Below are 23,689 nucleotides of genomic sequence, written 5' to 3' on the forward strand. Positions count from 1 at the left end.
CGATCACGTGGGCATCAGATCTTTCCAGGACGTGGCCGCTGGGGAACCCGCAACCAAATTCGTCTGCTGCTCGAATCGCCCGTCACCGGACATGTAGCGGCCCGTGTGCGGGTCGTACGGCACCATCGCCACCGACGGCCCGCTGCCGGCATAGCCACTGGGCGCGGCAGGGATGGCCCCGTCGGCCGGCGGTACCGGGACACCGTTGATGGAGTTACCCGGCGGCGGCGGCGGAATGTACGGTGCCGCAGGGGCTGCGGGCACCGGCGGCACCGCTCCCGGCGGGGGCGGGGCCGTACCCGGCGCGTCCGGCGGCGTGCCGGCCGGCATGGCTCCCGGTGGCAGCGGGGTACCCTCCACCGGCGCGAAGATCCGGTCGTTGAAGGTCACGCGGTCGTCCGGGGGAACCCCCTGTTTGATCAGGCTGGGATCGAACGGCTCTGGACCGGTGATGTGCTGCCGCATCGCCAACGGAATGAACCCGCGCGGGTCATCACACAATTGCACCGTCGGCGCCCGCTTGCCCGGATGTTCGATACAGGGGAAATTACGCGCGCCGCGCACCGAGGTCGGCGAATCCTGCGGCAGCTTGCAGTACAGGTTGTCCGGGGTGTCGATGGTCGTGGTGTCTGCGGGTGACCGCCACGATGACGGCGGCAGGAAGCCCACCGTGCACGCGTTCGGGTCGGAGAAAGTCAAGCTGAAGTCGCCCTGCGGATAGCCCGTGGCCGTGGACTTGGGTAGGCCGAAACTCTGCTGGGCACCGATATACCCGGGCAACAACACCATCAGCTGCTCGATGGACGGATTGTAGGTGAGCAAGATCTGACCGACGGTGTTCATGTTGGCCAGCAGCAGTGGAAGCGTCGGCTTGATGTCGGTGAGCAGACCGGACACCTCTTGGGCGAATCCGGGACCCTGCTGCAACAGCGTCCGGATCTGCGGATCGTTCGCTGCAACCTGCCCCGTGACACCGGCCAGACTGCGCGACCAGGTCCGGATGGCATCGGTGGTCTTGGCTTGCGAATCAATCAGTGGCCCACTGTCATCCATGAGCGCACGCATCTGGTCGGACACCCCGTTGGCCGACGTGCTGATCGTGGACGCCGAGTCCATCAGCGATTGGAAGTCGTAGCCGGCGCCGTTGAACGCCTGGTAGGTCTCGTCGAGCAGATCGCTGATCCGGTCTTTCGGAATGGAGTCGACGAGCCCACTCACCTTGTCCAGCATCGGGCCGACCGCCTGAGGGACGGTGGTGTTGTCCCGGGAGATGACCGAGCCGTCCTGCAGGAAGGGGCCCTTGTCGTTGCGCGGCCGCAGGTCGACGTACTGCTCACCGACCGCCGACACACTGCGCACCTCGGCCTGCAGATCGGCCGGGATCTTCGGCGACGTGTCCAGCGACAACGTGGCCTGCGCACCACTTCCCGTGAGTGCCACATCGGTGACCTTCCCGATCTGCACACCGTTGTAGGTGACATTCGAGAACCGGTACAGGCCACCGGTTTCGGGCAGTTCCAGCTTCACCGTCAGTCGACCCAACCCGAGCAGGGTGGGCACCTGCATGTAGGCGAAGGCCATCACCGCGACCCCCACCACCGAGGCGATGGTGAAGATGATCAGCTGAGTACGAACGAATCTTGTCAGCATCTAGCCTCCACCTCCCGGGGGCACCGGCGCGGGGGACGCCGCATAAGGACCGGCGAACACGGGTCCAGCCGGCGTCGGCGGGATGGCCGCCGGCATCAGCGGTGGCGGGGCCACCGGCAATATTGGTTCGTTGACAGCGGGCATCGCACCGGCAAGCGGCTGAGTCGGCGCCGAGTCCGGTATCGGCGCTGCAAGGGGGTTGGTGAGTGGATCGTAGCTGTAGTTCAGATACCACGGATCACCAGGTGCCGGAACGAGTTTCGCGTTCTCATCGCCCCAGCGGGTGCCGAGGAACAGGGACCGCTTCAGCCGCGAGTACGTCAGATCGAAGATTGCGTACAGGTTGAGGTAGTCACCCCTGACGGCGCGTTCGATCGCGTTCGGCCCGTATGGGAAGGCCGTGGCGTACGCGAGTGCCGCGTTGATATCGGGGCCGATGTCGGCGAGCGCCTTGATGGCCGGTTCGAGGTGGGTGAGGTCGGCGACGAGTTGATCGCCCGCATCGTTGACCACACCGGTGGCCGTGGTGCTGAACTTTCCGAGCCGGTCCAGCGCGGCGGTGAAGTTCGGCCGTTCCTTGATCAGCACGTCGATGGCCGGTGGGATGTCCTTCAGCGCCCGATCCACCACGTCGTTCTGGGCGGCGAAAGTGTGCGCCACCCGATTGAGCTGCTGGATGGACGTGACGATGTTGGTCCGCTGGTTGTCCAGCACCCCCACGAAGTTGTCCAGCCGCGTGATCAGTTCCCTGATCTCGGGTTCGCGGCCCGACATCGACGTGCTGAAGTTGTGGATGATGTCACCGATCTGCCCCAGCCCGCCGCCGTTGACCAGGACCGACAGCGAGGACAGCGTCTGCTCGGTGGACGGGTAGGTCGACGAGGCACTCAACGGGATGGTGGCCCCCGACTTCAGCTGACCCGACGGCTGTTCCCCGATGGGCGGATTGAGCGCCAGGTGCATGGAGCCGAGCAGGCTGGTCTGGCCGACGCTGGCCACGGCGTTGGCCGGGATCACCACGCCCTTGTTCACCGAGATGTCGACGTCGGCGTGCCAGTTGTCCGCTGTCATCTTGCCGACGCTGCCCACCACGACGTCGTCGACCATCACCGGCGAATTCGATTCCAGGGTACCGATATTGGCGACCTCGACATGGAACACCTGAGCGCCCTCGCCGTGCCCTTGCGCACCGGGCAGGGGCAGGGAATTCACACCCTGGAACGCACAGCCGCTGACCGTCAGCGCCACCGCGCAGCCGGCCACCAGCCCCGTGCGGGCCGTTCTCCGCAATCTCATCATGACGGCGGTGTCCCTTCGGCGGGCAGTAACGGAGCGTTGGGATCCGGACCCGGAGCGGGGCCTGGGACGGGACCTGTAGGCAGCAACATGCCGTCAAACGTGGTCGGCCCCGGCGGCGGCGCGCCCCGGTATACCGGAGGCGACGGCATTGCAGGCATGGTCCCGTTGGGCAGGAAAGCGCTGGGCGGCCCGGGCGGCACTCCCCATCCGGGAGGCGGCGCGACATCACCATTCAGGCCGGTATACGCCGACACCGTGGGCGGCGGCTCGGCCGGCTGCTGCGGCTGATTCGGGTTACCCGGCATCATCGACGGATCGGCGTAGATCAGCTTGTCCGGGCTCGGCGCCTTGGTCAGGTACGGGCTGAAGGGGAATGGCAGCCCGTTGTTGAAGTTCAGCAGGCGCAAGGCGGGCCCCGCGTACTGCGCACACAACTTGGCCGTCTCGGGCGCCGTCGTGTTCTCCACAGCGCCGATCATCGCGCACAGGACCTGAACCGGATTGCTGAAGTTCGCCAGCGCGAACGACCCCACCGCCGACCCACTGGACGGGTTGTACATGTTGAACGTATTCGCGATGGCGTTCGGCGTGACGTGCAGGATGTTGCGGATTGCGTCCTTCTGCTCGGCCAGTACCTGGGTCACGTTGGCCAGCCGCTGCACCTGTTCGCTGGTCTCCTTGCGGGTGCCTGCGACGAAGCGCTGCACGTCGACGACGGCCACCGACAAGTTGTCGAGCATGGCGTCCAGGCTGGAGTTGCTGTCGTCCACCACGCTGGTCAAGGTGGCCAGCCGGTTCTCGAACACCACAATCTGGTCACTGCTGTCCCGCAGTGCGGTGACGAAGGTCTGCAGGCCCTTGATGATGTCGACGATGTTTCCACTGCCATTGGCGAACACCCTTGCCACGCCGGACAGCTGGGCAAGTGTCTCGCGCAGCTTGGCGCCGTTGCCGTCCAGCGCATTGGCAGCGCTGTCGACGAACCTGGACACCGACGTGCCCGAGATCCCACTCTGTGGGCCCAGTTCGGTTGCCAGCCGGTCCAATTGGGTTTTGACCTCATCCCATTCGACGGGTATACCGGTGCGTTCCTTGGGAATCACCGCCCCGTCGGACATCGTGGGTCCGCCGGCGCCACGGTAGGCGGGTGTCAGCTGCACGAAGCGCGCGGCGACCAGGTTCGGGGCCACGATGATGGCCTTGGCGTCCACTGGGACCGAGATGCCGTGGTCCACCCGCAGGGTGAGTTTCGCCTGATCGCCCTGGGGGTCGATGGCATCGATCTTGCCCACCGTGACACCCGCGATGCGTACCTCGTCGCCGGGGTAGATCGCGGTCGCACTTGGGAAGTACGCCGTGATGGTGGTGGGCTTGAACACGAACTGACGCAAGCCGAATACGACGGCGGCGACCAGCAGCACCACCGCGAGCGCGACGGCACCGATCACGAGAGGTTTGCGTGTTTTCATCGGGGCGGAAGATCTCCTGGCTGGGGAATCCCGTTGACGGGGAACGGGATTTCGGCCCGCGGACCGGCATTGTCCGGCGGCTGCCCGGCACCGACACCGCGCCGGAAACCGAACGCGTAGTCGAGGAACGGCTGGAAGAACTGACCGAAAAGCAGGTTGGGTACGTAGGCGCTGTAGTAGAAGCCGTTGGAGACGGCCTCACCCTGGGTGAGTTCGTATTTGGCCAAGCCGGGCAGTGCCTTGGCGATGTTGTCCCGGTTCTTCTCCAGCACCGCGGACACCGAGTTCAGCCGGTCCAACGTCGGTTTGAGCTGATTTTCGTTGTCGGCCACCACCCCCGACAGTGTGCGCGACACCTCGGCGGTCTGGGCCAGCAGCGCGACGATCGCCTGGCGCCGGTCGTTGAGCACACCTACCAGATCGTTGGCGTTGAGGATCAGCGTGTTCACCTGACCGCTGCGCTGCGACAGCACACCGGTGACATCGGCGGCGCTCTTGAGCAGGTCCGCCAGGCCTTCATTACGGCTGTTGAGCGACTTGGACAACCGGGTCAGTCCGTCGAAGGTCGGGCCGAGTTGCGGAGCAATCTGATCGATGGTCTCCGACAGCGTGTCCAGCGACTGGTTCAGCGACTGCGTGTCGGTGCCCGCGCTGTTGGAGGTGAGCTCTCCCACCGCATCGGTCAATGAGTACGGCGAAGAGGTCCGCGATACCGGAATCTGGTCCATCGCGTGCATGCGGCCGTTGCCCGCCGGCTCCAAGGCCAGCACCCGCTCGCCCAGCAGGCTGCCGGTGCGGATGTGTGCGGTGGTGTCCGACCCCAGCCCGTACTTGCCGGCAAGGGTGAACGTCACGAGAGCGTCGCCGTTGTCCAGGGCGACGTCGGAAACCGCACCCACCTTGATGCCGGACAGGGTGACGTCATTGCCGGTGGACAGCCCACCGGCCTCGGCGAAGCGCGCCTGGTAGCGCACCGAGGTCGCCCATTCGGTCAGCCGCTCGGGCTGCAAGCCGATCGCGATCAACAACACGATCAACACGACGCCGATGACGCCGGACCGGATGAGGTGTCCGCCACGATATTTCAGCATCGGGCGTCACCTCGGCCCGCGCCGTACGCAGAACTCAGTCCGTGTCTTTGCATCGTCCCTCTTCCTGTTTGATCCAGGGGAAGACCACGGTGCGGCCCTGCAGATCACTCGCGCGGATTGCCACGCCACAGATGTAGTACTGGATGAATCCGCCGTAAGAGCCCAGCCGGATCGCCTTACGGTAGTTCTCCGGCGCCTTCGTCAGCGAGACGTCCAGGCCGGCTTTGTCCTGGTCGATATTCGTCGCCAGGCGATTCACCTGCGCGATGGTGTCTTTCAGCGGCTGGCGGGCCTTACCGAGGAAGTCGGCGAGTGACGCCGTGCCGTTGTCGAGGGCCTCCACCGCCGTGCCGATCGGGTCGCGGTCGTCGTTCAGCCCGCTCACCAACTTCTGCAACTTGTCCACGGCGCCGGAGAACCGGTCGCCATCCTTGGACAGGGTGCCGAGCACGGTTTGCAGTTCGTCGATGAGAGACTCGACCACCTGACTGTTGTCGGCCAGGGAACTGGAGAACGACGACGTCTTGGACAGCAGCGACTCGATGGTGCCGCCCTGGCCCTGCATCACCTGGATCAGAGATGCGGTGAGCGCGTTGACATCCTGCGGGTTGAGCCCCTGGATCACCGGCTTGAGGCCGCCGAGCAGCAGGTCGAGATCCAGTGCGGGCGCGGTGCGATCGACCGGGATCTGCGATCCGGCGGACTGCAGCTTGGTCGAACCCGGGCCGTCCTGCAGTTCCAGGAAGCGGTCACCGACCAGATTCAGATAGCGCACGGAGGCCTTGGTGCCGGTGGTGAGAGCCACCGTCCGGTCGGCGTCGAAGTCCACCAGCACGGTGCCGTCGCCTTGCAGCGCAACATCATTGACAGTGCCCACGCGCACGCCCGCGACGCGGACGCTGTCCCCGGACTTGAGCCGGGACGCGTCCTTGAACACCGCCGAGTAATCGTTGGTCGAACCGACCCGAACCTCGCCGAAGATGGCGAACAGCATGGCGGAGAGCATCAGCATGATCACCGCGAAGCTGCCGAACTTGATGATCGTCTTGGTGGAACCCGTCATCCCGGTTGTCCGATCTGTGCGGAGTTGCGCGGCGGCCCACCCAACGGACCGAACAGCCACTGCTTGAGCGCGTCGGAGTTGAGCAGGATGCCCTGGTTGCCGTACTGATCACGGCGGGCACCGACGTCGGCGATGATCGACGGCGCGCGGAACTCGGACGGCACGTTGGGCAGTTTGTACTCCTCGCAGAACGGATGGTCGGCCTTGGCCGCCACCTTCGGCAGGTCGTTGGGGTAGCGGTAGCGCTCCTCACCCAGGACGAAGCTGGCCGCAATGATGATGCCGGGCACCGGGAACGGCGGCGACTTGGCGAACGGCACCAGACCACCGATCGCGCAGTACAGCGACTGGTGATATTTGTCCAAGAGTTCGGACGTGGGAACGAGGATCTGCGCAAGTCTGGTCAGCGCAGGGCGGTTGCCGCCCAGCACTTCGTCGCCGACGTCGGCCAGCCCGATCGCACTGAGTAGGAACGCATCCAGGTTGCCCTGTTCGGACACGATGCTGTTGGACAGCTTGGTGGTGTTCTCGATCGTGGTGGTCAGGTCCGGCGCCGCGTCGCCGTAAGCGGTGAACACGGGCGGCATCTTCTCGATGGTCTGTTCCAACTTCGGCAGGCTCGGCTCGATCTTGCCGAGGAACGAGTTGAAGTCGGACAGCGTCTGGCCGAGCTTCTCTCCGCGGCCGTCGAAGGCCTTGGCGATGGCTCCCAGCGTCTCGTTGAGCTTGGCGGGGTCGATCTTGGTCAACACCTGGTTGAGTTGCTGGAACACGGTGTTGATTTCCACGGTGACGTGGTCGCCCTGCAGCACCGCGCCCTGCTGGATCGGCTTGGAGGACGGATCCGCCGGGGCCTCAAGCTGGACGAACTTGGCGCCGAACACCGTCGAGGACGCGATGTCGACCTGCACATTGGACGGGATCTTCGTGAGCTGTGCGGGATCCATGGCCAGATGCAGGACGGCGGTGCCGTCGGCGCGGGATTCGATGGAGTCCACGCTGCCCACCTGCACACCGCGCATCTTGACCTTGGCGTCGGGGTTCATCACAAGGCCGGCGCGCGGCGAGACGACGGTCAGCGGAACGGTCTTGGTGAAACTTCCGCGGAACAACCCGACGGCCAGCGCGAAGATCAGCGCAAGGACCACCACGGTGCCCAGGCCGGCCAGAGCGCGCGCATTGATGCTCTTCATGATCGCCTCTTCCCTAACCCGACAGGTTGAAGTTGCCGTTGGAGCCGTAGATGGCCAGTGACACCAGCAGGGTCACCGACACCACCACGACGAGGGAGGTGCGCACCGCGTTACCGACCGCGACACCCACACCGGAGGGTCCGCCGGTGGCGAAGAACCCGAAGTAGGTGTGGATCAACAGGATCGCCAGGGCCATCAGGATTGCCTGCAGGAAGGACCACAGTAGGTCGATCGGATTGAGGAAGGTGTTGAAGTAGTGCGAGTACAGGCCACCGGACTGCCCGAACAGCACCGTGGTGGTGAACTGCGAGGCCAGGAAGGACAGGATCACCGCGATCGCGTACAGCGGCGTGATGGCGATCATGCCGGCGACGATCCGGGTGGACACCAGGTACTCGACCGGCCGGATCGCCATGGCCTCCAGCGCGTCGATCTCCTCGTTGATCCGCATCGCGCCCAGCTGCGCGGTCACACCGGCGCCGAACGTCGCGGCCAGCCCGATACCCGCGATGACCGGCGCGGCGATCCGGACGTTGATGAACGCCGACAGGAAGCCGGTCAGCGCCTCGATACCGATGTTGCCGAGACTGGAGTACCCCTGCACAGCCAGCGTTCCGCCGGTGGCCAGGGTCAGGAATCCGACGATCACCAAGGTGCCGCCGATCATGGCCAGCGTGCCCGCGCCCATGGAGATCTCGGCGATGAGCCGGATGACCTCCTTGCGGTAGTGCACCCCGGCGTGCGGGATACCCGAGATGGCCCTGCCGTAGAACAGCGTGTGGTCGCCCAGGCTCGACAGCGTGGCGACCGGCTTCTTGACCGTGCGCACCACCCGTGGATAGGTGGCCGAGAGTGCGGCTCTGTTGCCCATCAACTCACCGGGCCGTCATCTGGATGCCGATGGCGGTGACCACCACATTGACCACGAACAGCGCCATGAAGGCGTACACCACCGTTTCGTTGACGGCGTTGCCGACGGCCTTGGCGCCACCGCCGGAGATCGTCAGCCCGCGGTAGCAGGCGATCAGACCGGCGATGAGCCCGAACAGACCGGCCTTGACGCAGGAGATGATGACCTCGGGGACGCCGGTCAGCAGCGTGATACCTGCGGCGAAAGCGCCGGGGTTCACGTCCTGGACGAACACCGAGAAGGTATATCCGCCAAGGATTCCGATGATGACGACCAAGCTGTTGAGCAGCAGCGCCACGAGGCCCGATGCCAGCATGCGCGGCGTGACCAGACGCTGGACCGGATTGATACCCAGCACTTCCATGGCGTCGATCTCTTCGCGGATGGTGCGGGAGCCGAGATCGGCACACATGGCGGTCGCGCCGGCCCCGGCGACGATCAGCACGGTGACCATCGGCCCGACCTGGGTGACCGCGCCGAATGCCGCACCGGCGCCTGACAGGTCGGCCGCACCCAGTTCACGGAGCAGGATGTTGAGCGTGAAGCTCACCAGCACGGTGAACGGGATGGCCACCAACAGGGTGGGGCCCAACGACACTCGCGCGACGAACCACGCCTGCTCCAGGAACTCGCGCCAGAAGAACGGCCGCTGGAACAAGTACTTCACCGCGTCGGCCGACATCAGGAACAAGCCTCCGATGGCCTGCATCGGTCCCGACGCGCTCTTACCGATGGACACCCCCGCGGTCCACCGTTCCGGGCCCTTAATCGCCATTGAAACCCGGTCCTTCCAAGAGAGTCACCGCGGCGACCGCCGTGGGTCCACCGACATTGTGTGCCAACGCAACTCGAGCTCCGTCCACTTGATTGACGGCCTCCCCCCGCAATTGCGCGAACAGTTCGACGCACTGTGCCACACCAGTGGCACCCGGCGGGTGCCCTTTGGCTTTTAATCCGCCGCTCGTATTCACCGGTAGCGCGCCTCCCACGCTCGTGACTTCGGTCTCGACGAGCTTGTAGCCCTCGAAGCGGTCGGCGAAGCCGAGATCCTCGTAGCTGATCAACTCGATACCGGTGAAGAAGTCGTGTACTTCGGCGACGTCGATATCGGCAGGGGTCATGCCTGCCATGCCGAAGGCCTGCTTGGCCGCCCGGACCGTGGCCGGGAACGTCGTCATATCGCCTTTGTGCTGGTGCATGACCGAATCGAGGCCGAGGCCCACCCCACGAATCCACACCGGCCGGTTGGTGAAGCGATCCACCACGTCCTCGGCGGCTATCACCAGTGCGGCCGCTCCATCGCTCTGTGGCGCACAGTCATAGACGTGGAACGGGGTCACCACGGTCGGGGCGTCCAGCGCCTGCTGCAGCGTGATCTCGAAGCGCAGCCGCGCCTTCGGGTTGTTGACACCGTGGCGGTGGTTCTTCACCGCGATCATCGCGAGGTGTTCACGGGTGGCCGGGGATTCGTGCAGGTAGCGGCGCACGTGCAGGGCGAAACCGGCCGGCGCCACCAGGCCCAGCGGATAGTCCCATGCCTTGTCCCGGGCCATCCCCTCCCACTCCCACAACATGTCCCTGCTGGTGGTGTCGCGCAGCTTGTCGGCGCCCATCACCAGTGCCACGTCGAAGGCGCCGGACGCTACCGCATACATCGCGTTGCGCACCGCGTCGTTACCGGTGGCGCAGGAGTTCTCGATGCGGGTGACGGGCAGGTCGGGCAGACCGAGGGTATCCGCCAGGATTCCCGCCGGGAAACCGTCGGTGGTGCCCATCGAGCCGTACCAGGCCGCCTGCAGGTCATGCTTGTCCAGACCCTTGTCGATGCTGCGTACGCAGTCGGCAAAGGCCAGCGGCAGGAGATCCTTGAGTCCCAGCGCGAAGTGCTCCCCGAAGGGGGTCATTCCGGCGCCGACGATGGCGACGTTTCTCATGACCTCCCTCCCCTGCTCGGGCGGATCTTATCGAATGCTTTACGGTAAAGTTCACGATTTTTGCCGATCCGGCGCTGCCCGGCACTCATGCCGCCGCCGCATCGGGCACGAAGGCGTAGCCGTAATCCGGAACCCCGGAGCGCACGGCGACCCGCCGCAACGCCATCCGGCCGCGGTCGCCGATGTCGACGGTGCCGGGCTCGACCCCGGTCACCTTGACCAACGCGCGCACCCCCACCCCGTCGAGTTCGACGATCACCAGCGAGTAGGGCGTCCGCAGACCGGGCACCGGTACGTGCACGGTGACCTCGGTGTAGACGGTGCCGGTGCGCGGCAGCCGCACAAGTTCGTAGTCCATCGCCAGCGACCCGTCCCTGGCGACCCGGAATCGCGGCGGGAAATCCAACTCGGCGCTGCCTGCGAAGGTTCCCGCCTCCCAGCGCACCTTGGCTTCGAAGGCACGCTCGTAGGCAGCCAGCGAGATCGGGATCTCGATGCCGGGGGTGATCCTGCTGACGGGTACCTCTCGGGCCAAAGGTTCGCGGCGGTGCGTCACCGCAACGCCGTTGCCGACCGTGATGCCGGACAGGATGGCCTGCTCGACGGCCACCAGCGGTCCGGTTCTGCCCGTCTCGGCCATCCCGGCCAGGGCGAAAATGCTCGCGCTTGCGCCGACGGTGGGCAGCCCCGGCGGATCCGGCAGACACAGTTCGCGCGCCTGGTCGTGGTCCACTCCGGCGACCGCCACGGGTGTGTCCATCCAGGCAGCCTCCAGGGACGCGATCAGGCCACGCTCATGGAGCAGTCGAGGGTCGCCATAGTCCCGGACGCCGCCCGCCTGGGTACGGGTCCGCACCGGCAGGCTGCGCGCCACCCGTGCGGCGGTGCGTACTTGCAGTCCGCGTTCGGCCGTCACCAGGGCCGCCGCGCCCGCCGGTTCCAGATCCACGCCGATGATCAGGGTCCGCGGCCGGGCCGAACTGACCGCATCGGCAGTCGCCGGGGCGCCGCCCAGTCGCTCGTCGACCTCGAGTTCGGAATCCAAACCGAGGCCGGCTAGCAGCACCGCGGCGTTACTGCTCTCCAGCAGAGGGAAACTGCGGCTCACCAACACCACGCGCTCGACCGCCCCGCCGGATTCCAGTGCGGCACGGCCGGCTTCGACGGCGAGGGTGATGGCATCCTCGTCGTCGCCGGGCACCCGGTACTGGGTGTTACCCCAGCACGGCAGGTACGTACCGATAGAAGCGACATAGGGCATGGGCTGTGTGGTCGACCTCTCAGATAGCCGATTAGGTAACTGCGCCTGCAGTTTTCAGTTCGATGATGCGGTCCCAGTCCAGTCCGAGTTCCAACAGGATCTCCTCGGTCTGTTCGGCGAAGCCCGGCGCACCGGCGGTGTGCGGTGCGCCGACGTCGAACTGCACCGGATTGGCCACCAGTTCCAATTCACCGGCGGTCACGATGTATTCGTTGGCGCGGACCTGGGCGTCTTCGGCGGCCTGCAGGGTGTCCTGCACCGGAGCCCACGGACCCGCCAGAGTGGCAAACTTCTTGCTCCACTCCGGCAGAGTCCTGGTGATCATCACCTCGCGCAGGATATCGACCGCCTCGGCGGTGTGTTCCGCGATCGACTCGGCGGTGGCAAACCTCGGATCGTCGGCCAGTTCGGGCAGGTCGACGTGGCGGCACACATCGGCCCAGAACTTGGTGGGCTGCATCATGACGAACGAAATGTAACGGTCATCGGCGGTCCCGTAGACCCCGACAAGCGGATTGATCGGTGATCCGTGCACCCCGGGGGGCTGGGCCACCAGACGCTGGTTGAGGTGCGAGGTGAGGGCGACGGTATGCCCCATCGCCCACAGGCCGCTGCCGAGCAAGGACACGTCGACCACCGACGGTTGCCCCGTGCGTTCCCGCTTCAGCAAAGCCGCGGCGATACCGCCTGCCAGGTTGGTGCCGGAAATGGTGTCACCGTAGGCCGGTCCGGGCGGCCCGACCATGCCCTCCACCCCGGGCGGGGTGATGGTGGCGGCGGTGCCGGCCCGGCACCAGAAAGCGGTCATGTCGTAACCGCCCTTCTCGGATTCATCACCGCGCGGCCCGAGCGCACTACCGCGCGCATAGATCACCGAAGGGTTCACCGCGCGGATGTCCTCGACGTCGATCCCGAACTTCCTGCGGTGCCCCGGCAGGAAGCTGGTCAGGAACACGTCGGCACGGCGCGCCAGTTCCAGCAGCACCTCTTTGCCTTCGGGCACCGACATGTCCAGTCCCACACTGCGTTTGCCGCGGTTGGCGTGTTCGATGTTGGGGTTCGGATCGCCCTCCACCCGCAACGGGCCGGTCTGGCGCAGGCCGCGTTGCGGATCGCCGGTGACAGCGTGCTCGACCTTGATCACGTCCGCGCCCCACTCCGCCAGCACCGCGCCGGCCGACGGGACGAAACCGTACATCGCGACCTCGAGGACCCGGATTCCGTCCAGTGGCTTGCTCATCAGGCAGGCCCAGCCGGCACGGCGTAGGTCTTGGCTTCCAGGAACTCCTCCAGCCCGGCCGCTCCCATCTCGCGACCGATGCCCGATTGCTTGAACCCGCCGAACGGGCTGTCAGGGCTGAAGTAGTTGCCGCCGTTGATGGAGAAGGTGCCGGTGCGGATCCGTCGGGCGACCGCCAGCGCACGCTCCTGGCCGCCGAACACCGCGCCGGACAACCCGTAGATCGAGTTGTTGGCGATCGCCACCGCGTCGTCGTCATCGTCGTAGGCGATGACGGCGAGCACCGGCCCGAACACCTCTTCCTGGGCGATCTCGCTGTCGGCGTCGACGTTGGTGAGCAGCGTCGGCGTGTAGAAGAATCCGGGACCCTTCTTCTCGCCACCGGTGACCAGCGTCGCGCCGTCGGCCACGGCGCGCTGCACCATGGCGTCGACCTTGTCGCGCTGCTTCTCACTGATCAGCGGCCCCATATAGGTGGACGGGTCGGTCGGGTCGCCGTAGCGCACGTGGGAGAAATTGGTCTTGATCAGTTCCACGATCTCGTCGTGGTGACTGCGCGGCACCAGCAGCCGAGACGTGAGCGCGCAGCCCTGGCCGGCGTGGGTGACCATGCTGAACGCCGAGAACACCGCGGCCAGACCGAAATCGGCGTCGTCGAGCACGATGGCCGCCGACTTGCCGCCGAGTTCCAGGAACACCTTCTTCAAGGTGGCGCTCGCGGCCGACATGATGGCCCGGCCGGTCGGGGTCGAACCGGTGAAGGTCACCATGTCGACGTCCGGGCTGGTGGTCAGCACCGCACCCACCTGCGGGTCGGCACCGCTGATGACGTTGACGACGCCCGCCGGGATGTCGGTGTGATTGGCGATCAGCTCGCCGAGCGCCAAGGTGATCAGCGGCGTGTCCGGAGCTGCCTTGAGCACCACCGTGCAGCCCGCCGCCAGCGCAGGCGCGAGCTTGGCCAGCGCCAACTGGTTGGGGTAGTTGTACGCGATGATCGCGGCGACGACGCCGGCCGCTTCCTTCTCCACCCAGCGGTGGTGCAGCGCACCGCGGCTCTCGACGTTGCCCAGATCCTCGGTCAGCGGGTAGTCACGCAACAGATCTGTGTAGTACTTCACGATGGCGATCGGCTGGTCCAGCTGGGCACCGGCGAGCAGTGCGGCGGTTGCACCCACCTCGGCGGTGGTCAGCGCGGCCAGCTCGTCGCGGTGCTCCATCAGAGCGTTGTGGAACTGCTCCAGGCAACGGACCCGCAGCGCGACATCGGTGGCCCAACCGGATTCGTCGAACGCCCGGCGAGCGGCCGCCACGGCCGCCTCGGCATCGGCGACGGCGGCATCCGGGGCATGGCCCAGCACCTCACCGGTGGCGGGGTTCAATGTCGCGAAAGTCTGCGCCGCGTCGACCAGTTGTCCGTCGATCAGCATGCGTCGGTCGGCCGCGCCGGCCTGTCGCTCCGACGTGATCGTCGAGGTCTCGGTCACAAAGGGCTCCTCACTGTGATGGAAATTCCATTCTCATCACCGGCGAATCTTACATCCGCTGGATGAGAACGCAAGAAAGCGTAGATGGCCTAGTCGAGCGTCCCAACCTGGATCGCAGGCCTAAGTTTTGTTCCGCGGGACAGCGCCTCTAGCCTTGCGGGATCACGGCGTGCGAGAGTACGGTTCTCATAATCGGAAGGCCGATTCTTGAGATCGACGCCACACACGAGGAGGCTCTGTAGGTGAAGAACGCTGTCGTCACCGGCGGCGGGTCGGGAATCGGGCTAGCCATTGCGAACCGACTCCGCGCGGACGGTCACCACGTGGCCATCCTCGATCTGAACCCGTCTGACGAGCCGAACTCGTTCGTGGCCAACGTGACCGACCGTGCCGCGGTCGACGAGGCGCTGAACGCCATCCGCGCCCAGTTGGGCCCGATCTCGATCCTGGTCAACGCGGCCGGACTGGACAGCTTCCGCAAGTTCACGGACACGTCGTTCGAACAGTGGCAGCGCGTCATCGACGTCAACCTCAACGGCGTGTTCCACTGCGTCCAGGCCGTACTGCCCGACATGATCGAGGCCGGCTGGGGACGGATCGTCAACATCTCGTCATCGAGCACCCATTCGGGCCAGCCGTTCATGGCACCGTATGTGGCGGCCAAGTCTGCGGTGAACGGCCTGACGAAGTCGCTGGCCCTGGAGTACGGCCCGGCCGGAATCACGGTCAACGCCGTCCCGCCCGGCTTCATCGACACCCCGATGCTGCGCAAGGCCGAAGACCGCGGATTCCTCGGTGACACCGACAAGCAGATCGCCCAGACGCCGGTGCGCCGGATGGGCAAGCCCGAAGACATCGCAGCGGCCTGCGCCTTCTTCATCTCCGAAGAAGCCAGCTACATCACCGGACAGATCCTGGGCGTCAACGGCGGCCGGAACACCTAAGACCGAAGGGACTCCTCATGGGAAATGTTGACGGCCGGGTTGCCGGGAAAGTCGCATTCATCACCGGCGCCGGACGCGGCCAGGGTCGCAGCCACGCGATCCGGCTCGCCGAAGAGGGCGCCGACATCATCGCCGTCGATCTGTGTCAGAACATCGACACGATCGGCTACGCACTGGCCACCCCCGAAGATCTGGAAGAGACCGCACGCTTCGTCGAGAAGACCGGCCGGCGCATCGTCACCGCGCAGGCCGACGTCCGCGAGGCGGGCCAGCTCAAGGAAGCCCTCGACGCCGGCCTCGCCGAGTTCGGCAAGGTCGACATCGTGGTGGCCCAGGCCGGTGTCGCCGCGATGAAGGGCCAGCCGCCGATGCAGGCCTGGACCGACGGCATCAACACCAACCTGGTCGGCACCATCAACGCCATCCAGGTGGCACTGCCCCACCTGACCGAAGGCGCCTCGATCATCGCCACCGCGTCGGCGGCCGCCCTGATGGACGCCAGCAACAAGCCCAACCCGGGCTCTGATCCCGGCGGCATGGGCTACATGGTGTCCAAGCGGATGATCTCGGAGTACGTCCACTACCTGGCCACCGAGCTGTCCCCGCGCGGCATCCGGGCCAACGTCATCCACCCGACCAACTGCAACACCAACATGTTGCAGAGCGAGCCGATGTACAAGTCGTTCCGGCCCGATCTGGAAAACCCGGAGCTCAAGGATGCCGAACCGGTGTTCTACGTGCAGCAGGCCATGAAGGTGCCGTGGGTCGAGCCCGTCGACATCAGCAACGCGGTGCTGTGGCTGGCCTCCGATGAGGCCCGGTTCGTCACCGGCATGCAGCTGCGCGTCGACGCGGGCGGCTACCTCAAGTGGTACGACTACCACGTGTGATGTCCGGCAACGGAATTCGCCAGAACGCACTGCAGAAGGAGCTGACGTAGTGAAGGTCTCAGTTGACGCCTCGCGCTGCCAGGGGCACACGTTGTGCTCGATGATCGCGCCGGACTCGTTCGAACTCGACGACGTCGACGGTCATGCCTCGCCCGTTTCGGAGATCGTCCCCGACGATCAGCAGGATGCGGTGCGCGAAGCCGCGCACTCCTGCCCGGAACAGGCCATCGTCATCGAATGATCCATCGGCAGGGCCGCCGTCTAACGTCCACGAAAAATTAAGGGAGACAACGCCGTGAGCATCGACGATGTCGCGACTGACGACGACCGTAAGAAGAACAACTACCACTTCGACCGGCACACGCCGGAGTACCGGTTGCAGTTCGAGAAGATCACCGAGGAGATGCACGCCCGGTGCCCCATGGCGTGGACCGACGTCTACAAGGGGCACTGGGTCGCAGCCGACAGCAAGCACGTCTTCGAGCTGGCCCGCTGCCCCGTGGTCTCCAACGATCACGACATCACCGGTGAGGGAACGGGTTACGAGGGCATCAGCATCCCGCTCGCCAGTCGGGCCGCCACGGTCCGCGGCGGCATCCTGGAGATGGACGAGCCCGACCACAGCACCTACCGCGGCGCGCTGAACCCGTACCTGTCGCCGGCCGCCATCAAGCGGTGGGTGCCATTCGTCGACGAGATCACCCGTGCAGCACTGGATGAGCACATCGAGTCCGGCAGCATCGATTTCGTCGACCACCTGGCCAACGTCGTTCCCGCGGTCCTGACCCTGGCGATGATGGGCCTGGACCTCAAGAAGTGGAACGTCTACAGCGAGCCGACGCACGCGTCGGTGTACACCCCGGAGCACTCCCCCGACCGCGCGAAGATCAACGAGCAGCACCGTGAGATGGGTATCGACCTGCTCACCAACATGTTCGCGATGAAGGAGAACCCGCGGCCGGGCCTGATCAACGCCCTGCTCCAGCTGCGCATCGACGGTGAGCCCGCTCCCGACATGGAGATCCTGGGCAACCTCGGCCTGATCATCGGCGGTGGGTTCGACACCACCACCGCGCTCACCGCGCACGCCCTGGAATGGCTGGGTGAGAACCCGGAACAACGTGAGCTGCTCAGTCGCGAACGCGACGAACTGCTCAACCCGGCCACCGAAGAATTCCTGCGTTTCTTCACCCCCGCACCCGGCGACGGCCGCACCTTCTCGGCCGATGTCGAGGTCGAGGGCACCCGCTTCAAAGAGGGTGAGCGGCTGTGGATCTCGTGGGCGATGGCCAACCGGGACCCGTCGGTGTTCGAGGATCCCAACAAGATCGTCATGGACCGTAAAGGCAACCGGCACTTCAGCTTCGGGATCGGTGTCCATCGCTGCGTGGGATCCAACGTGGCCCGCACCGTCTTCAAGTCGATGCTGACCGCGGTGCTCGACCGGATGCCGGACTATGTGTGTGATCCCGAAGGTGCGGTCCACTACGACAGCATCGGCGTGATCCAGGGCATGCGGAACCTGCCCGCCACATTCACTCCCGGCAAGCGGCTGGGGCCGGGTCTCGACGAAACCCTGGACAACCTGCAGCGGATCTGCAACGAGCAGGAACTGGCGCGCCCCATCACCGAACGGAAAGAGACTGCCGTCATCGACTGGTAGCCGCCTCCTGCAGCACCAGCCGCAGGGACTGTCTGGCCGACGACCGTCAGACGCTACTGTGTCGCTGTGGTGGAGGTATCGGCGCGCGAGGCGAAGCGGCTACAGACCCGGGAGCGCCTGATGGGTGCGGCGATCGCCGAGTTCAAGCGCTCCGGGTTGGCCGCCGCCGACGTCGCGGCCATCGTGGCCGCCGCCGGCGTGGCGCACGGCACCTTCTTCTTCCACTTCCCCACCAAGGAACACGTGCTGCTGGAACTCGAGCGGCGCGAAGAAGAGCGGATCGCCAAACAGTTCAGGCAGTTCCTCAAGACGCCCGGTGAGCTCGCCTCGGCGCTCAGCGAAGCGGCGCGACTCATCATGGGCTTGGAACGCAGGCTCGGCGACGTTCTGTTCAAGGATTTTCTGGCGCTGCATTTCTCGCAGACCCGCCCGCCCGCCGAGGACGGCCGGGATCACCCGGTCATCGTCCTGGTCGCCGACCAGATCGAACTGGCCAGGGGCCGCGGCGAGCTGGACGCCACGGTGAGCCCGATGAACAGCGCGGTGTACTTCCTGCTCGGCCTGTACGCGCTGCTGATCACCACGAGCGACTGGCCGAGCCGGCACGACCTGCTCCACGACTACCTCACCCGGACGCTGCGCAGCATGCAGCCGCCGGCCTGAATGGCGGAACGAATGGCCGCCGATTTCTGCTGCTGCTGAATTACTGTGAGATTGGCAATACTTGTCCGAGAATTGGAATAAATTGCAAAAGGCCAGCTCAAGCGGCCTGTTTTCGTCGAGCCGACTGCCCCGTCGCAACCCCTGTTAGCCTGTAAAAATCAGCGTGTAACGCAACCGGCGTGAACACCGAAAAGAGTGTGTCGCCGGAAACTGGTCGGGCGGGGAAAGGTATCTAGACAATGTTGAAGGTGTCGGGAAAGAAACTGGTGTTCACCCTGGTCGGGCTGGCGGCCTCGCTGCCTCTGACGGCAGGCATCGCGTCGGCGACCCCCGACCTGAGCCCGGTGATCAACACGACGTGCAACTATGACCAGGTCATCGGTGCGATGAATGCGCAGCGGCCCGATCTGGCTCAGCAGTTCAATGCACAGCCGGTCGGTCAGGCGATGCTGCGCAACTTCCTTGCGTCAGGTCCGGCGGAGCGTCAGCGCACCGCTACTCAGATCGCGAATGCACCGGGTGCGTCGAAGTATTTCGACGGGATCGCGCAGATCATCACCAGCTGCAACAACTACTGAGCAATCACGAATTCGGCGCGTTTCGGGAGGATCTCCGACGTGCCGCCGGCGATGGTGCCGGAGAAGCTGCGGGCGTAGCGCTCGAACCAACTGGCGTAGTAGTGGTCCAGGTTCATGTGGGCGTAGGGCCCACTGAACGACGGGTGGATCAGCCCCTCGGACCCGGCCGCCGCGAGCGCGTTGTTCGACGCCCGCAGTTCGGCCTCGGCGCCCAGCAGTTTGGGCACCGACACGGATGCGACGTCGACCTCGCCGCGGGCCGCCTTGGCCAGCCCGACCGAGCCGAGCAGCCGCAACGCCTGGTAGTCCATGATCGTGGACGCCAACTGATCGCGTTCCAGCGGTGTGGACGGCTTGAAATCGCCGATCGAGTTCGCGATCCGGTCCGCGAAACCCAGCCACATCATGGTGCGCTCGTGGCCGAGTGAACCGTTGGCCACCTTCCAGCCGGCATTGAGCGGCCCCACGAGGTTCTCGGCGGGCACCCGCACATCGGCGAAGAAGACCTCGTTGAAGTCCTTGTTCTCCTCACCGGTCAGGTCGGCGAACGGACGGCACACCACGCCGGGGGTGTCCGTCGGGATGATCAACACGCTGATGCCCTTGTGCTTGGGCGCGTCGGGATCGGTGCGGACGAACGTCAGCAGCCAGTCGGCGTCGTGCGCCCCCGAGGTCCACACCTTCTGACCGTTGACGACGAAATCGTCCCCGTCTCGAACGGCCTTGGTACGCAACGACGCAAGGTCGGACCCGGCGCTGGGCTCGCTCATCCCCAGGGAGGCGGTCTTCTCCCCCTTGAGCACCGGTACGGCCCACTGCTGCTTCTGCTCATCGGTGCCGAACGTCAACAGCGAGGCCGCGATGATGTTCACGCCCTGCGGGTTGAAGCTGTGATAGATCCGTCGCCGGCAGAGCTCTTCGAGATGCACGTAGGTCTGCAGCACCGACGCGTTGCGCCCGCCGAACTCCGGCGGCTGGGCCGGCAGCAGCCAGCCGTTGTCGAACAGCAGTCGCTGCCAGTCGCGCGCCCATTGCGGCATGTGCGACACCGAACGCGGACGTTCCAGTGTGTCCTTCGCAGAGGGCAGATGCTCGTCGATGAAGGCCGAGAACTCGGCCCTGAACTCCTCGACGTCGGGATCAAATTCGAGTTGCATCAAACTCCTCGGCGATGAGGGCGCGGTGTTCAGCGGCGCCGCCGAGCAGAAGCTCGCCGGCCTTGGCCCGCTTCAGCGCGAACTGAAGGTCGTTCTCCCAGGTGAAGCCCATGGCTCCGAAGGTCTGCAGGCCGTGCTGGAACACCAGTGTCTGGCATTCACCCGCGCTGGCCTTCGCCATCGCCGCGGCGATACGCCGCCGCGGATCGTCGGCGGCGATGGTGAGCGCGGAGAAGTAGGACAGCGCCCGGGCCCGCTCGATCGCCACGTACATATCGGTGGCCTTGTGCTGAATGGCCTGGAACGAGCCGATCGGCACCCCGAACTGCTGGCGGCTCTTCGCGTGTTCGAGGGCCAGATCGAGGATGCGCTGGCAGGCCCCGACCATCGTGATGGCCATCCCCATCAACGCGATGTGCCGAGAACGTTCCACCAGGGCAAGCGCGGTAGACGGATCCAGATCCAGTCGGTCCGTCTCCTCCACCCGCACCCGGTCGAAGCTCACCTCGGCCACGTGCAGGACCGGATCGAACACGTCCCGGCGATGTGCCTTGGCGATGTCGGCGTCGATCAGGAAGATGCCGGCAGGCGTGACCACGGCGAGCCGCTCCGCACGGTCCCCGTCGAGCACGAATTTCGATGTGCCGTCGAGCACCCAACCCTGCTGGTTCCAGTTGGCGCTGACCCCGTCATAGATCGCGGCGCCGGCCTTCGACGGATCGAAACGCTCACCGGCCAGCGGCGCGAACTGCGACAGCGTGGCCAGGAACGGCGTCGGGTCGGTGGCGCGCCCGAGTTCCTCCAGCACGATGGCCAGTTCGACCGCGTTCTCCGGGTCGGCCAGCTCGGTCCAGCCCGCTTCCAGATAGGACTTCCACAGTGATTCGGCTGCTACCGGGGTCCCCTTGTCCTCTGCGATTCCGCGGACGAGCGACGCCGGGCACTGTTTGCCCACCGCGTCGCGCACCGTCTCTTGCCATAGCCGCTGGTCATCATCGAACTCAAGAAGCACGCGGCACCTCCCGCCTTACTTGTTCGGACGCTGTGAGAATAGCATTCTCCTAACTGGTGTCCGCGTTCTCCTCCAGCCAGTATGGAGTTTCACTAATCAACGGCTACGCGACTGACCAGCACACTCTCCCACCAGCGGCGATGTAAGCGAACCGCTGGAGAACATTATTCTTGATTTGGAAGAACAAGGATCTATGCTGGGAACAACTCCGGCCCGGTTTTCGGTCCGGCATGCGATCTGAAGGATGGCGCTGGTGAAGCAGTTCAGTGACGGCTCGGGCGTGGTGCAGGTGCCCGTCATCGATGCCAGCGTTCACGTCTTCTTCGGTTCCAACAAGGACCTTCGACAGAATTTTCTGCGTGAACCCTTCAGCAGCCGCGGCTTCCCCGACTACGAGATGGACTGGTACGGCGCACCGGGCGGTGAGTACCTGAAGGAAGCCAAGGGCCCCAACCGCGAATACCCGGGCTCCGACGTCGATCTGGTGGCCAAGCACCTGTTCGCCGATCGCGGCGTGGACGTGGCGGTGCTGCACCCGATGACCCGCGGCATCATGCCCGACCGCCACCTCGGTTCCGCACTCGCCGCGGCCCACAACGACATGATGGTGACCCGCTGGCTGGACCACGACGAATTCGGTGACCGGTTCCGGGGCACCATCCGAGTCAACCCCGACGACATCATCGGGGCCCTGCGCGAGATCGCGAAGTACAAGGACCACCCGCGGGTCGTGCAGATCGGTGTTCCCCTGCAGTCGCGCGAGCTGTACGGCAAGCCGCAGTTCTGGCCGTTGTGGGAAGCCGCCGAAGCGGCCGGCCTGCCGGTAGCCGTGCACATCGAGGTCGGCGCCGGAATCCAGTTCTCCCCCACACCATCTGGCAAGACCCGGACCTATGAGCAGTACCTGTCGTTCATGTCGCTGAACTACCTGTACCACCTGATGAACATGATCGCCGAGGGCGTGTTCGAGCGGATGCCCAACCTCAAGATGGTCTGGGCCGACGGCGCCGCCGACATGCTCACCCCGTTCATGTGGCGGATGGACTGCTTCGGCAGGCCCCATCTGGAGCAGACCCCGTGGGCGCCCAAGATGCCCAGCGACTATCTGCCGGGGCACGTCTTCTTCATCCAGGGCGGATACGACGGACCCGGCGACGTCGACTACGCGGGTGAATGGTTCGCCTTCACCGGCAAGGAGGACATGACGATGTTCGGGTCCAGCTACCCGCATTTCCATGCCGCCGACCTGACCGTGCCTGCCGCGTACAGCGCCGAGCAGCGCGACAAGTTGTGCTGGCGCAACGCCGCCGAACTGTATGGCATTCAAAGTCCGGTTTTTTCATCCGCTTCTGGCGCACAGTAGAGCCGGCGAGGAGGCCCTGATGACAGTTACCGCCACCCCCCGCGTCGCTCCGGCCGAACGAATCGCGGTGCGCTGCGTCGACTCCGACGTGCACCCGATGCCGCGGCGCGGTGAACTCGGCCCGTACCTACCCGAGCCCTGGCGCAGCAAGTACTTCGGCTCGCACCCCGTCGGCGAGCAGATCTATTACGACGCACCGGATTACGCGCATTCCTACGCCATGCGGGTGGACGCCTTCCCGCCCGACGGCCAATTCGCCTGCAGCGACCCGGAGTTCGCCTTCAAACAGTTGATCATGGAGGCCGGCTCCGATATCGCGATCCTGGAGCCCACCCACGTCGAGTACCGGCTGGGCGAAGCCACCCACGCGTTCTGCCAGGGCGTGAATTCCTGGCTGGCGGAGAACTGGCTGGATTCGAAGAACAATTGGCACGAGCGCTGGCGCGGTTCCATCTGCGCGGCGATCGAAGCGCCCGAACTGGCCGCCGCCGAGATCCACAAGTGGGCCCAACACCCCTTTATGGCCCAGGTGCTGATCAAAGCCGAACCGCGTCCGTCATGGGGTGACCCGATGTACGACCCGATCTGGCAGGCGGCGACGGAAGAGGACATCACCGTGTCCTGCCACCTTTCCCGTGGGTACTACGAGACGCTGCCCATCCCGCCGGTCGGRTTCCCCAGCTACAACCACGACTTCATGGTCACCTACTCACTCCTGGCCGCCAACCAAGTCATGAGCCTCATCTTCGACGGCGTCTTCGACCGCTTCCCCACCCTGCGCATCGTCTTCGTCGAACACGCCTTCAGCTGGATCCTGCCGCT

General features: G+C 65.5%; 22 protein-coding genes. 8 read left to right on the plus strand and 14 right to left on the minus strand.

Annotated features, from left to right (window positions below; translation table 11 throughout):
- Positions 1 to 3: 3 nt before the first annotated feature.
- The 12 genes from AC1DY7_RS28155 to AC1DY7_RS28210 form a co-directional block, all read right to left on the minus strand.
- Positions 4 to 1,650: an MCE family protein gene (locus AC1DY7_RS28155; RefSeq protein ID WP_477497043.1), complete on the minus strand. Its 1,647-nt coding sequence runs from the start codon at positions 1,648 to 1,650 to the stop codon at positions 4 to 6.
- Complete coding sequence (locus tag AC1DY7_RS28160; RefSeq protein WP_477497044.1) at positions 1,651 to 2,946, minus strand: MCE family protein; 1,296 nt, start codon at positions 2,944 to 2,946, stop codon at positions 1,651 to 1,653.
- Entirely contained in the window at positions 2,946 to 4,418 is a 1,473-nt protein-coding gene (locus AC1DY7_RS28165; RefSeq protein ID WP_477497045.1) for an MCE family protein, read from the minus strand. Before AC1DY7_RS28165 ends, AC1DY7_RS28160 begins: the two co-directional genes overlap by 1 nt.
- Positions 4,415 to 5,509 carry an MCE family protein gene (locus AC1DY7_RS28170; protein ID WP_477497046.1) on the minus strand — a complete coding sequence of 365 codons (1,095 nt, stop codon included), beginning with the start codon at positions 5,507 to 5,509 and terminating at the stop codon, positions 4,415 to 4,417. The genes AC1DY7_RS28165 and AC1DY7_RS28170 overlap by 4 nt, the downstream gene beginning before the upstream one ends.
- 34 nt (positions 5,510 to 5,543) lie before the next feature.
- Positions 5,544 to 6,572 (minus strand): MCE family protein, encoded by a 1,029-nt coding sequence (locus tag AC1DY7_RS28175; RefSeq protein WP_477497047.1) that lies wholly within the window; start codon positions 6,570 to 6,572, stop codon positions 5,544 to 5,546.
- Complete coding sequence (locus AC1DY7_RS28180; RefSeq protein ID WP_477497048.1) at positions 6,569 to 7,765, minus strand: MCE family protein; 1,197 nt, start codon at positions 7,763 to 7,765, stop codon at positions 6,569 to 6,571. The genes AC1DY7_RS28175 and AC1DY7_RS28180 overlap by 4 nt, the downstream gene beginning before the upstream one ends.
- 13 nt (positions 7,766 to 7,778) lie before the next feature.
- Positions 7,779 to 8,636 carry an MlaE family ABC transporter permease gene (locus AC1DY7_RS28185; protein ID WP_477497049.1) on the minus strand — a complete coding sequence of 286 codons (858 nt, stop codon included), beginning with the start codon at positions 8,634 to 8,636 and terminating at the stop codon, positions 7,779 to 7,781.
- Between the two features lie 4 nt (positions 8,637 to 8,640).
- Positions 8,641 to 9,450, minus strand: a complete 810-nt coding sequence (locus tag AC1DY7_RS28190; protein ID WP_477497050.1) for an MlaE family ABC transporter permease — start codon at positions 9,448 to 9,450, stop codon at positions 8,641 to 8,643.
- Positions 9,440 to 10,609, minus strand: coding sequence for a thiolase C-terminal domain-containing protein (locus AC1DY7_RS28195; RefSeq protein ID WP_477497051.1), 1,170 nt, complete (start codon positions 10,607 to 10,609; stop codon positions 9,440 to 9,442). The genes AC1DY7_RS28190 and AC1DY7_RS28195 overlap by 11 nt, the downstream gene beginning before the upstream one ends.
- 85 nt (positions 10,610 to 10,694) lie before the next feature.
- Positions 10,695 to 11,870: a Zn-ribbon domain-containing OB-fold protein gene (locus AC1DY7_RS28200; protein ID WP_477497052.1), complete on the minus strand. Its 1,176-nt coding sequence runs from the start codon at positions 11,868 to 11,870 to the stop codon at positions 10,695 to 10,697.
- Positions 11,871 to 11,901: 31 nt separating this feature from the next.
- A complete protein-coding gene (locus AC1DY7_RS28205; RefSeq protein WP_477497053.1) occupies positions 11,902 to 13,110 on the minus strand; it encodes a CaiB/BaiF CoA transferase family protein in 1,209 nt (402 codons plus the stop codon).
- On the minus strand, positions 13,110 to 14,540 hold the full coding sequence (locus tag AC1DY7_RS28210) for an aldehyde dehydrogenase family protein (RefSeq protein WP_477497068.1): 1,431 nt from the start codon (positions 14,538 to 14,540) through the stop codon (positions 13,110 to 13,112). The genes AC1DY7_RS28205 and AC1DY7_RS28210 overlap by 1 nt, the downstream gene beginning before the upstream one ends.
- Positions 14,541 to 14,839: 299 nt before the next feature.
- On the opposite strand from AC1DY7_RS28210, the gene AC1DY7_RS28215 reads away from it, so the two are divergent.
- The 6 genes from AC1DY7_RS28215 (at position 14,840) to AC1DY7_RS28240 (ending at position 19,335) form a co-directional block, all read left to right on the plus strand.
- On the plus strand, positions 14,840 to 15,541 hold the full coding sequence (locus AC1DY7_RS28215; protein WP_477497054.1) for an SDR family NAD(P)-dependent oxidoreductase: 702 nt from the start codon (positions 14,840 to 14,842) through the stop codon (positions 15,539 to 15,541).
- A gap of 17 nt (positions 15,542 to 15,558) precedes the next feature.
- Positions 15,559 to 16,431, plus strand: coding sequence for a mycofactocin-coupled SDR family oxidoreductase (locus AC1DY7_RS28220; protein ID WP_477497055.1), 873 nt, complete (start codon positions 15,559 to 15,561; stop codon positions 16,429 to 16,431).
- 49 nt (positions 16,432 to 16,480) lie between these two features.
- On the plus strand, positions 16,481 to 16,672 hold the full coding sequence (locus AC1DY7_RS28225; protein ID WP_477497056.1) for a ferredoxin: 192 nt from the start codon (positions 16,481 to 16,483) through the stop codon (positions 16,670 to 16,672).
- A 54-nt stretch (positions 16,673 to 16,726) separates the two neighbouring features.
- Positions 16,727 to 18,094 carry a cytochrome P450 gene (locus tag AC1DY7_RS28230; RefSeq protein ID WP_477497057.1) on the plus strand — a complete coding sequence of 456 codons (1,368 nt, stop codon included), beginning with the start codon at positions 16,727 to 16,729 and terminating at the stop codon, positions 18,092 to 18,094.
- 120 nt (positions 18,095 to 18,214) lie between these two features.
- A complete protein-coding gene (locus tag AC1DY7_RS28235) occupies positions 18,215 to 18,757 on the plus strand; it encodes a TetR family transcriptional regulator (protein ID WP_477497069.1) in 543 nt (180 codons plus the stop codon).
- Positions 18,758 to 18,996: 239 nt separating this feature from the next.
- On the plus strand, positions 18,997 to 19,335 hold the full coding sequence (locus tag AC1DY7_RS28240; RefSeq protein ID WP_477497058.1) for a hemophore-related protein: 339 nt from the start codon (positions 18,997 to 18,999) through the stop codon (positions 19,333 to 19,335).
- Here AC1DY7_RS28240 and AC1DY7_RS28245 read toward each other — a convergent pair.
- Together AC1DY7_RS28245 and AC1DY7_RS28250 are read right to left on the minus strand one after the other, a co-directional pair.
- Positions 19,329 to 20,492 (minus strand): acyl-CoA dehydrogenase family protein, encoded by a 1,164-nt coding sequence (locus AC1DY7_RS28245; RefSeq protein WP_477497059.1) that lies wholly within the window; start codon positions 20,490 to 20,492, stop codon positions 19,329 to 19,331. The two genes, AC1DY7_RS28240 and AC1DY7_RS28245, sit on opposite strands and share 7 nt — an antisense overlap.
- Positions 20,476 to 21,504: an acyl-CoA dehydrogenase family protein gene (locus tag AC1DY7_RS28250; RefSeq protein WP_477497060.1), complete on the minus strand. Its 1,029-nt coding sequence runs from the start codon at positions 21,502 to 21,504 to the stop codon at positions 20,476 to 20,478. Before AC1DY7_RS28250 ends, AC1DY7_RS28245 begins: the two co-directional genes overlap by 17 nt.
- 244 nt (positions 21,505 to 21,748) lie before the next feature.
- Between AC1DY7_RS28250 and AC1DY7_RS28255 the strand changes: the two genes are divergently transcribed.
- Both AC1DY7_RS28255 and AC1DY7_RS28260 read left to right on the plus strand, forming a co-directional pair.
- Positions 21,749 to 22,867, plus strand: a complete 1,119-nt coding sequence (locus AC1DY7_RS28255) for an amidohydrolase family protein (RefSeq protein ID WP_477497061.1) — start codon at positions 21,749 to 21,751, stop codon at positions 22,865 to 22,867.
- A 19-nt stretch (positions 22,868 to 22,886) separates the two neighbouring features.
- The coding region (locus AC1DY7_RS28260) for an amidohydrolase family protein (protein ID WP_477497062.1) at positions 22,887 to 23,689 on the plus strand (803 nt) is incomplete at its 3' end.

The organism is Mycobacterium sp. P2_H7 (assembly GCF_056403275.1).

Bases quoted from the DNA above. Each gene is read 5' to 3' on its own strand.
- AC1DY7_RS28205 (WP_477497053.1), bottom strand. From the start codon at position 13,110: ATGAGCAAGCCACTGGACGGAATCCGGGTCCTCGAGGTCGCGATGTAC.
- AC1DY7_RS28220 (WP_477497055.1), top strand. From the start codon at position 15,559: ATGGGAAATGTTGACGGCCGGGTTGCCGGGAAAGTCGCATTCATCACC.
- AC1DY7_RS28255 (WP_477497061.1), top strand. From the start codon at position 21,749: ATGGCGCTGGTGAAGCAGTTCAGTGACGGCTCGGGCGTGGTGCAGGTG.
- AC1DY7_RS28200 (WP_477497052.1), bottom strand. From the start codon at position 11,870: ATGCCCTATGTCGCTTCTATCGGTACGTACCTGCCGTGCTGGGGTAAC.
- AC1DY7_RS28245 (WP_477497059.1), bottom strand. From the start codon at position 20,492: ATGCAACTCGAATTTGATCCCGACGTCGAGGAGTTCAGGGCCGAGTTC.
- AC1DY7_RS28180 (WP_477497048.1), bottom strand. From the start codon at position 7,765: ATGAAGAGCATCAATGCGCGCGCTCTGGCCGGCCTGGGCACCGTGGTG.
- AC1DY7_RS28165 (WP_477497045.1), bottom strand. From the start codon at position 4,418: ATGAAAACACGCAAACCTCTCGTGATCGGTGCCGTCGCGCTCGCGGTG.
- AC1DY7_RS28185 (WP_477497049.1), bottom strand. From the start codon at position 8,636: ATGGGCAACAGAGCCGCACTCTCGGCCACCTATCCACGGGTGGTGCGC.
- AC1DY7_RS28175 (WP_477497047.1), bottom strand. From the start codon at position 6,572: ATGACGGGTTCCACCAAGACGATCATCAAGTTCGGCAGCTTCGCGGTG.
- AC1DY7_RS28170 (WP_477497046.1), bottom strand. From the start codon at position 5,509: ATGCTGAAATATCGTGGCGGACACCTCATCCGGTCCGGCGTCATCGGC.
- AC1DY7_RS28160 (WP_477497044.1), bottom strand. From the start codon at position 2,946: ATGAGATTGCGGAGAACGGCCCGCACGGGGCTGGTGGCCGGCTGCGCG.
- AC1DY7_RS28210 (WP_477497068.1), bottom strand. From the start codon at position 14,540: ATGCTGATCGACGGACAACTGGTCGACGCGGCGCAGACTTTCGCGACA.
- AC1DY7_RS28240 (WP_477497058.1), top strand. From the start codon at position 18,997: ATGTTGAAGGTGTCGGGAAAGAAACTGGTGTTCACCCTGGTCGGGCTG.
- AC1DY7_RS28235 (WP_477497069.1), top strand. From the start codon at position 18,215: ATGGGTGCGGCGATCGCCGAGTTCAAGCGCTCCGGGTTGGCCGCCGCC.
- AC1DY7_RS28190 (WP_477497050.1), bottom strand. From the start codon at position 9,450: ATGGCGATTAAGGGCCCGGAACGGTGGACCGCGGGGGTGTCCATCGGT.
- AC1DY7_RS28155 (WP_477497043.1), bottom strand. From the start codon at position 1,650: ATGCTGACAAGATTCGTTCGTACTCAGCTGATCATCTTCACCATCGCC.
- AC1DY7_RS28195 (WP_477497051.1), bottom strand. From the start codon at position 10,609: ATGAGAAACGTCGCCATCGTCGGCGCCGGAATGACCCCCTTCGGGGAG.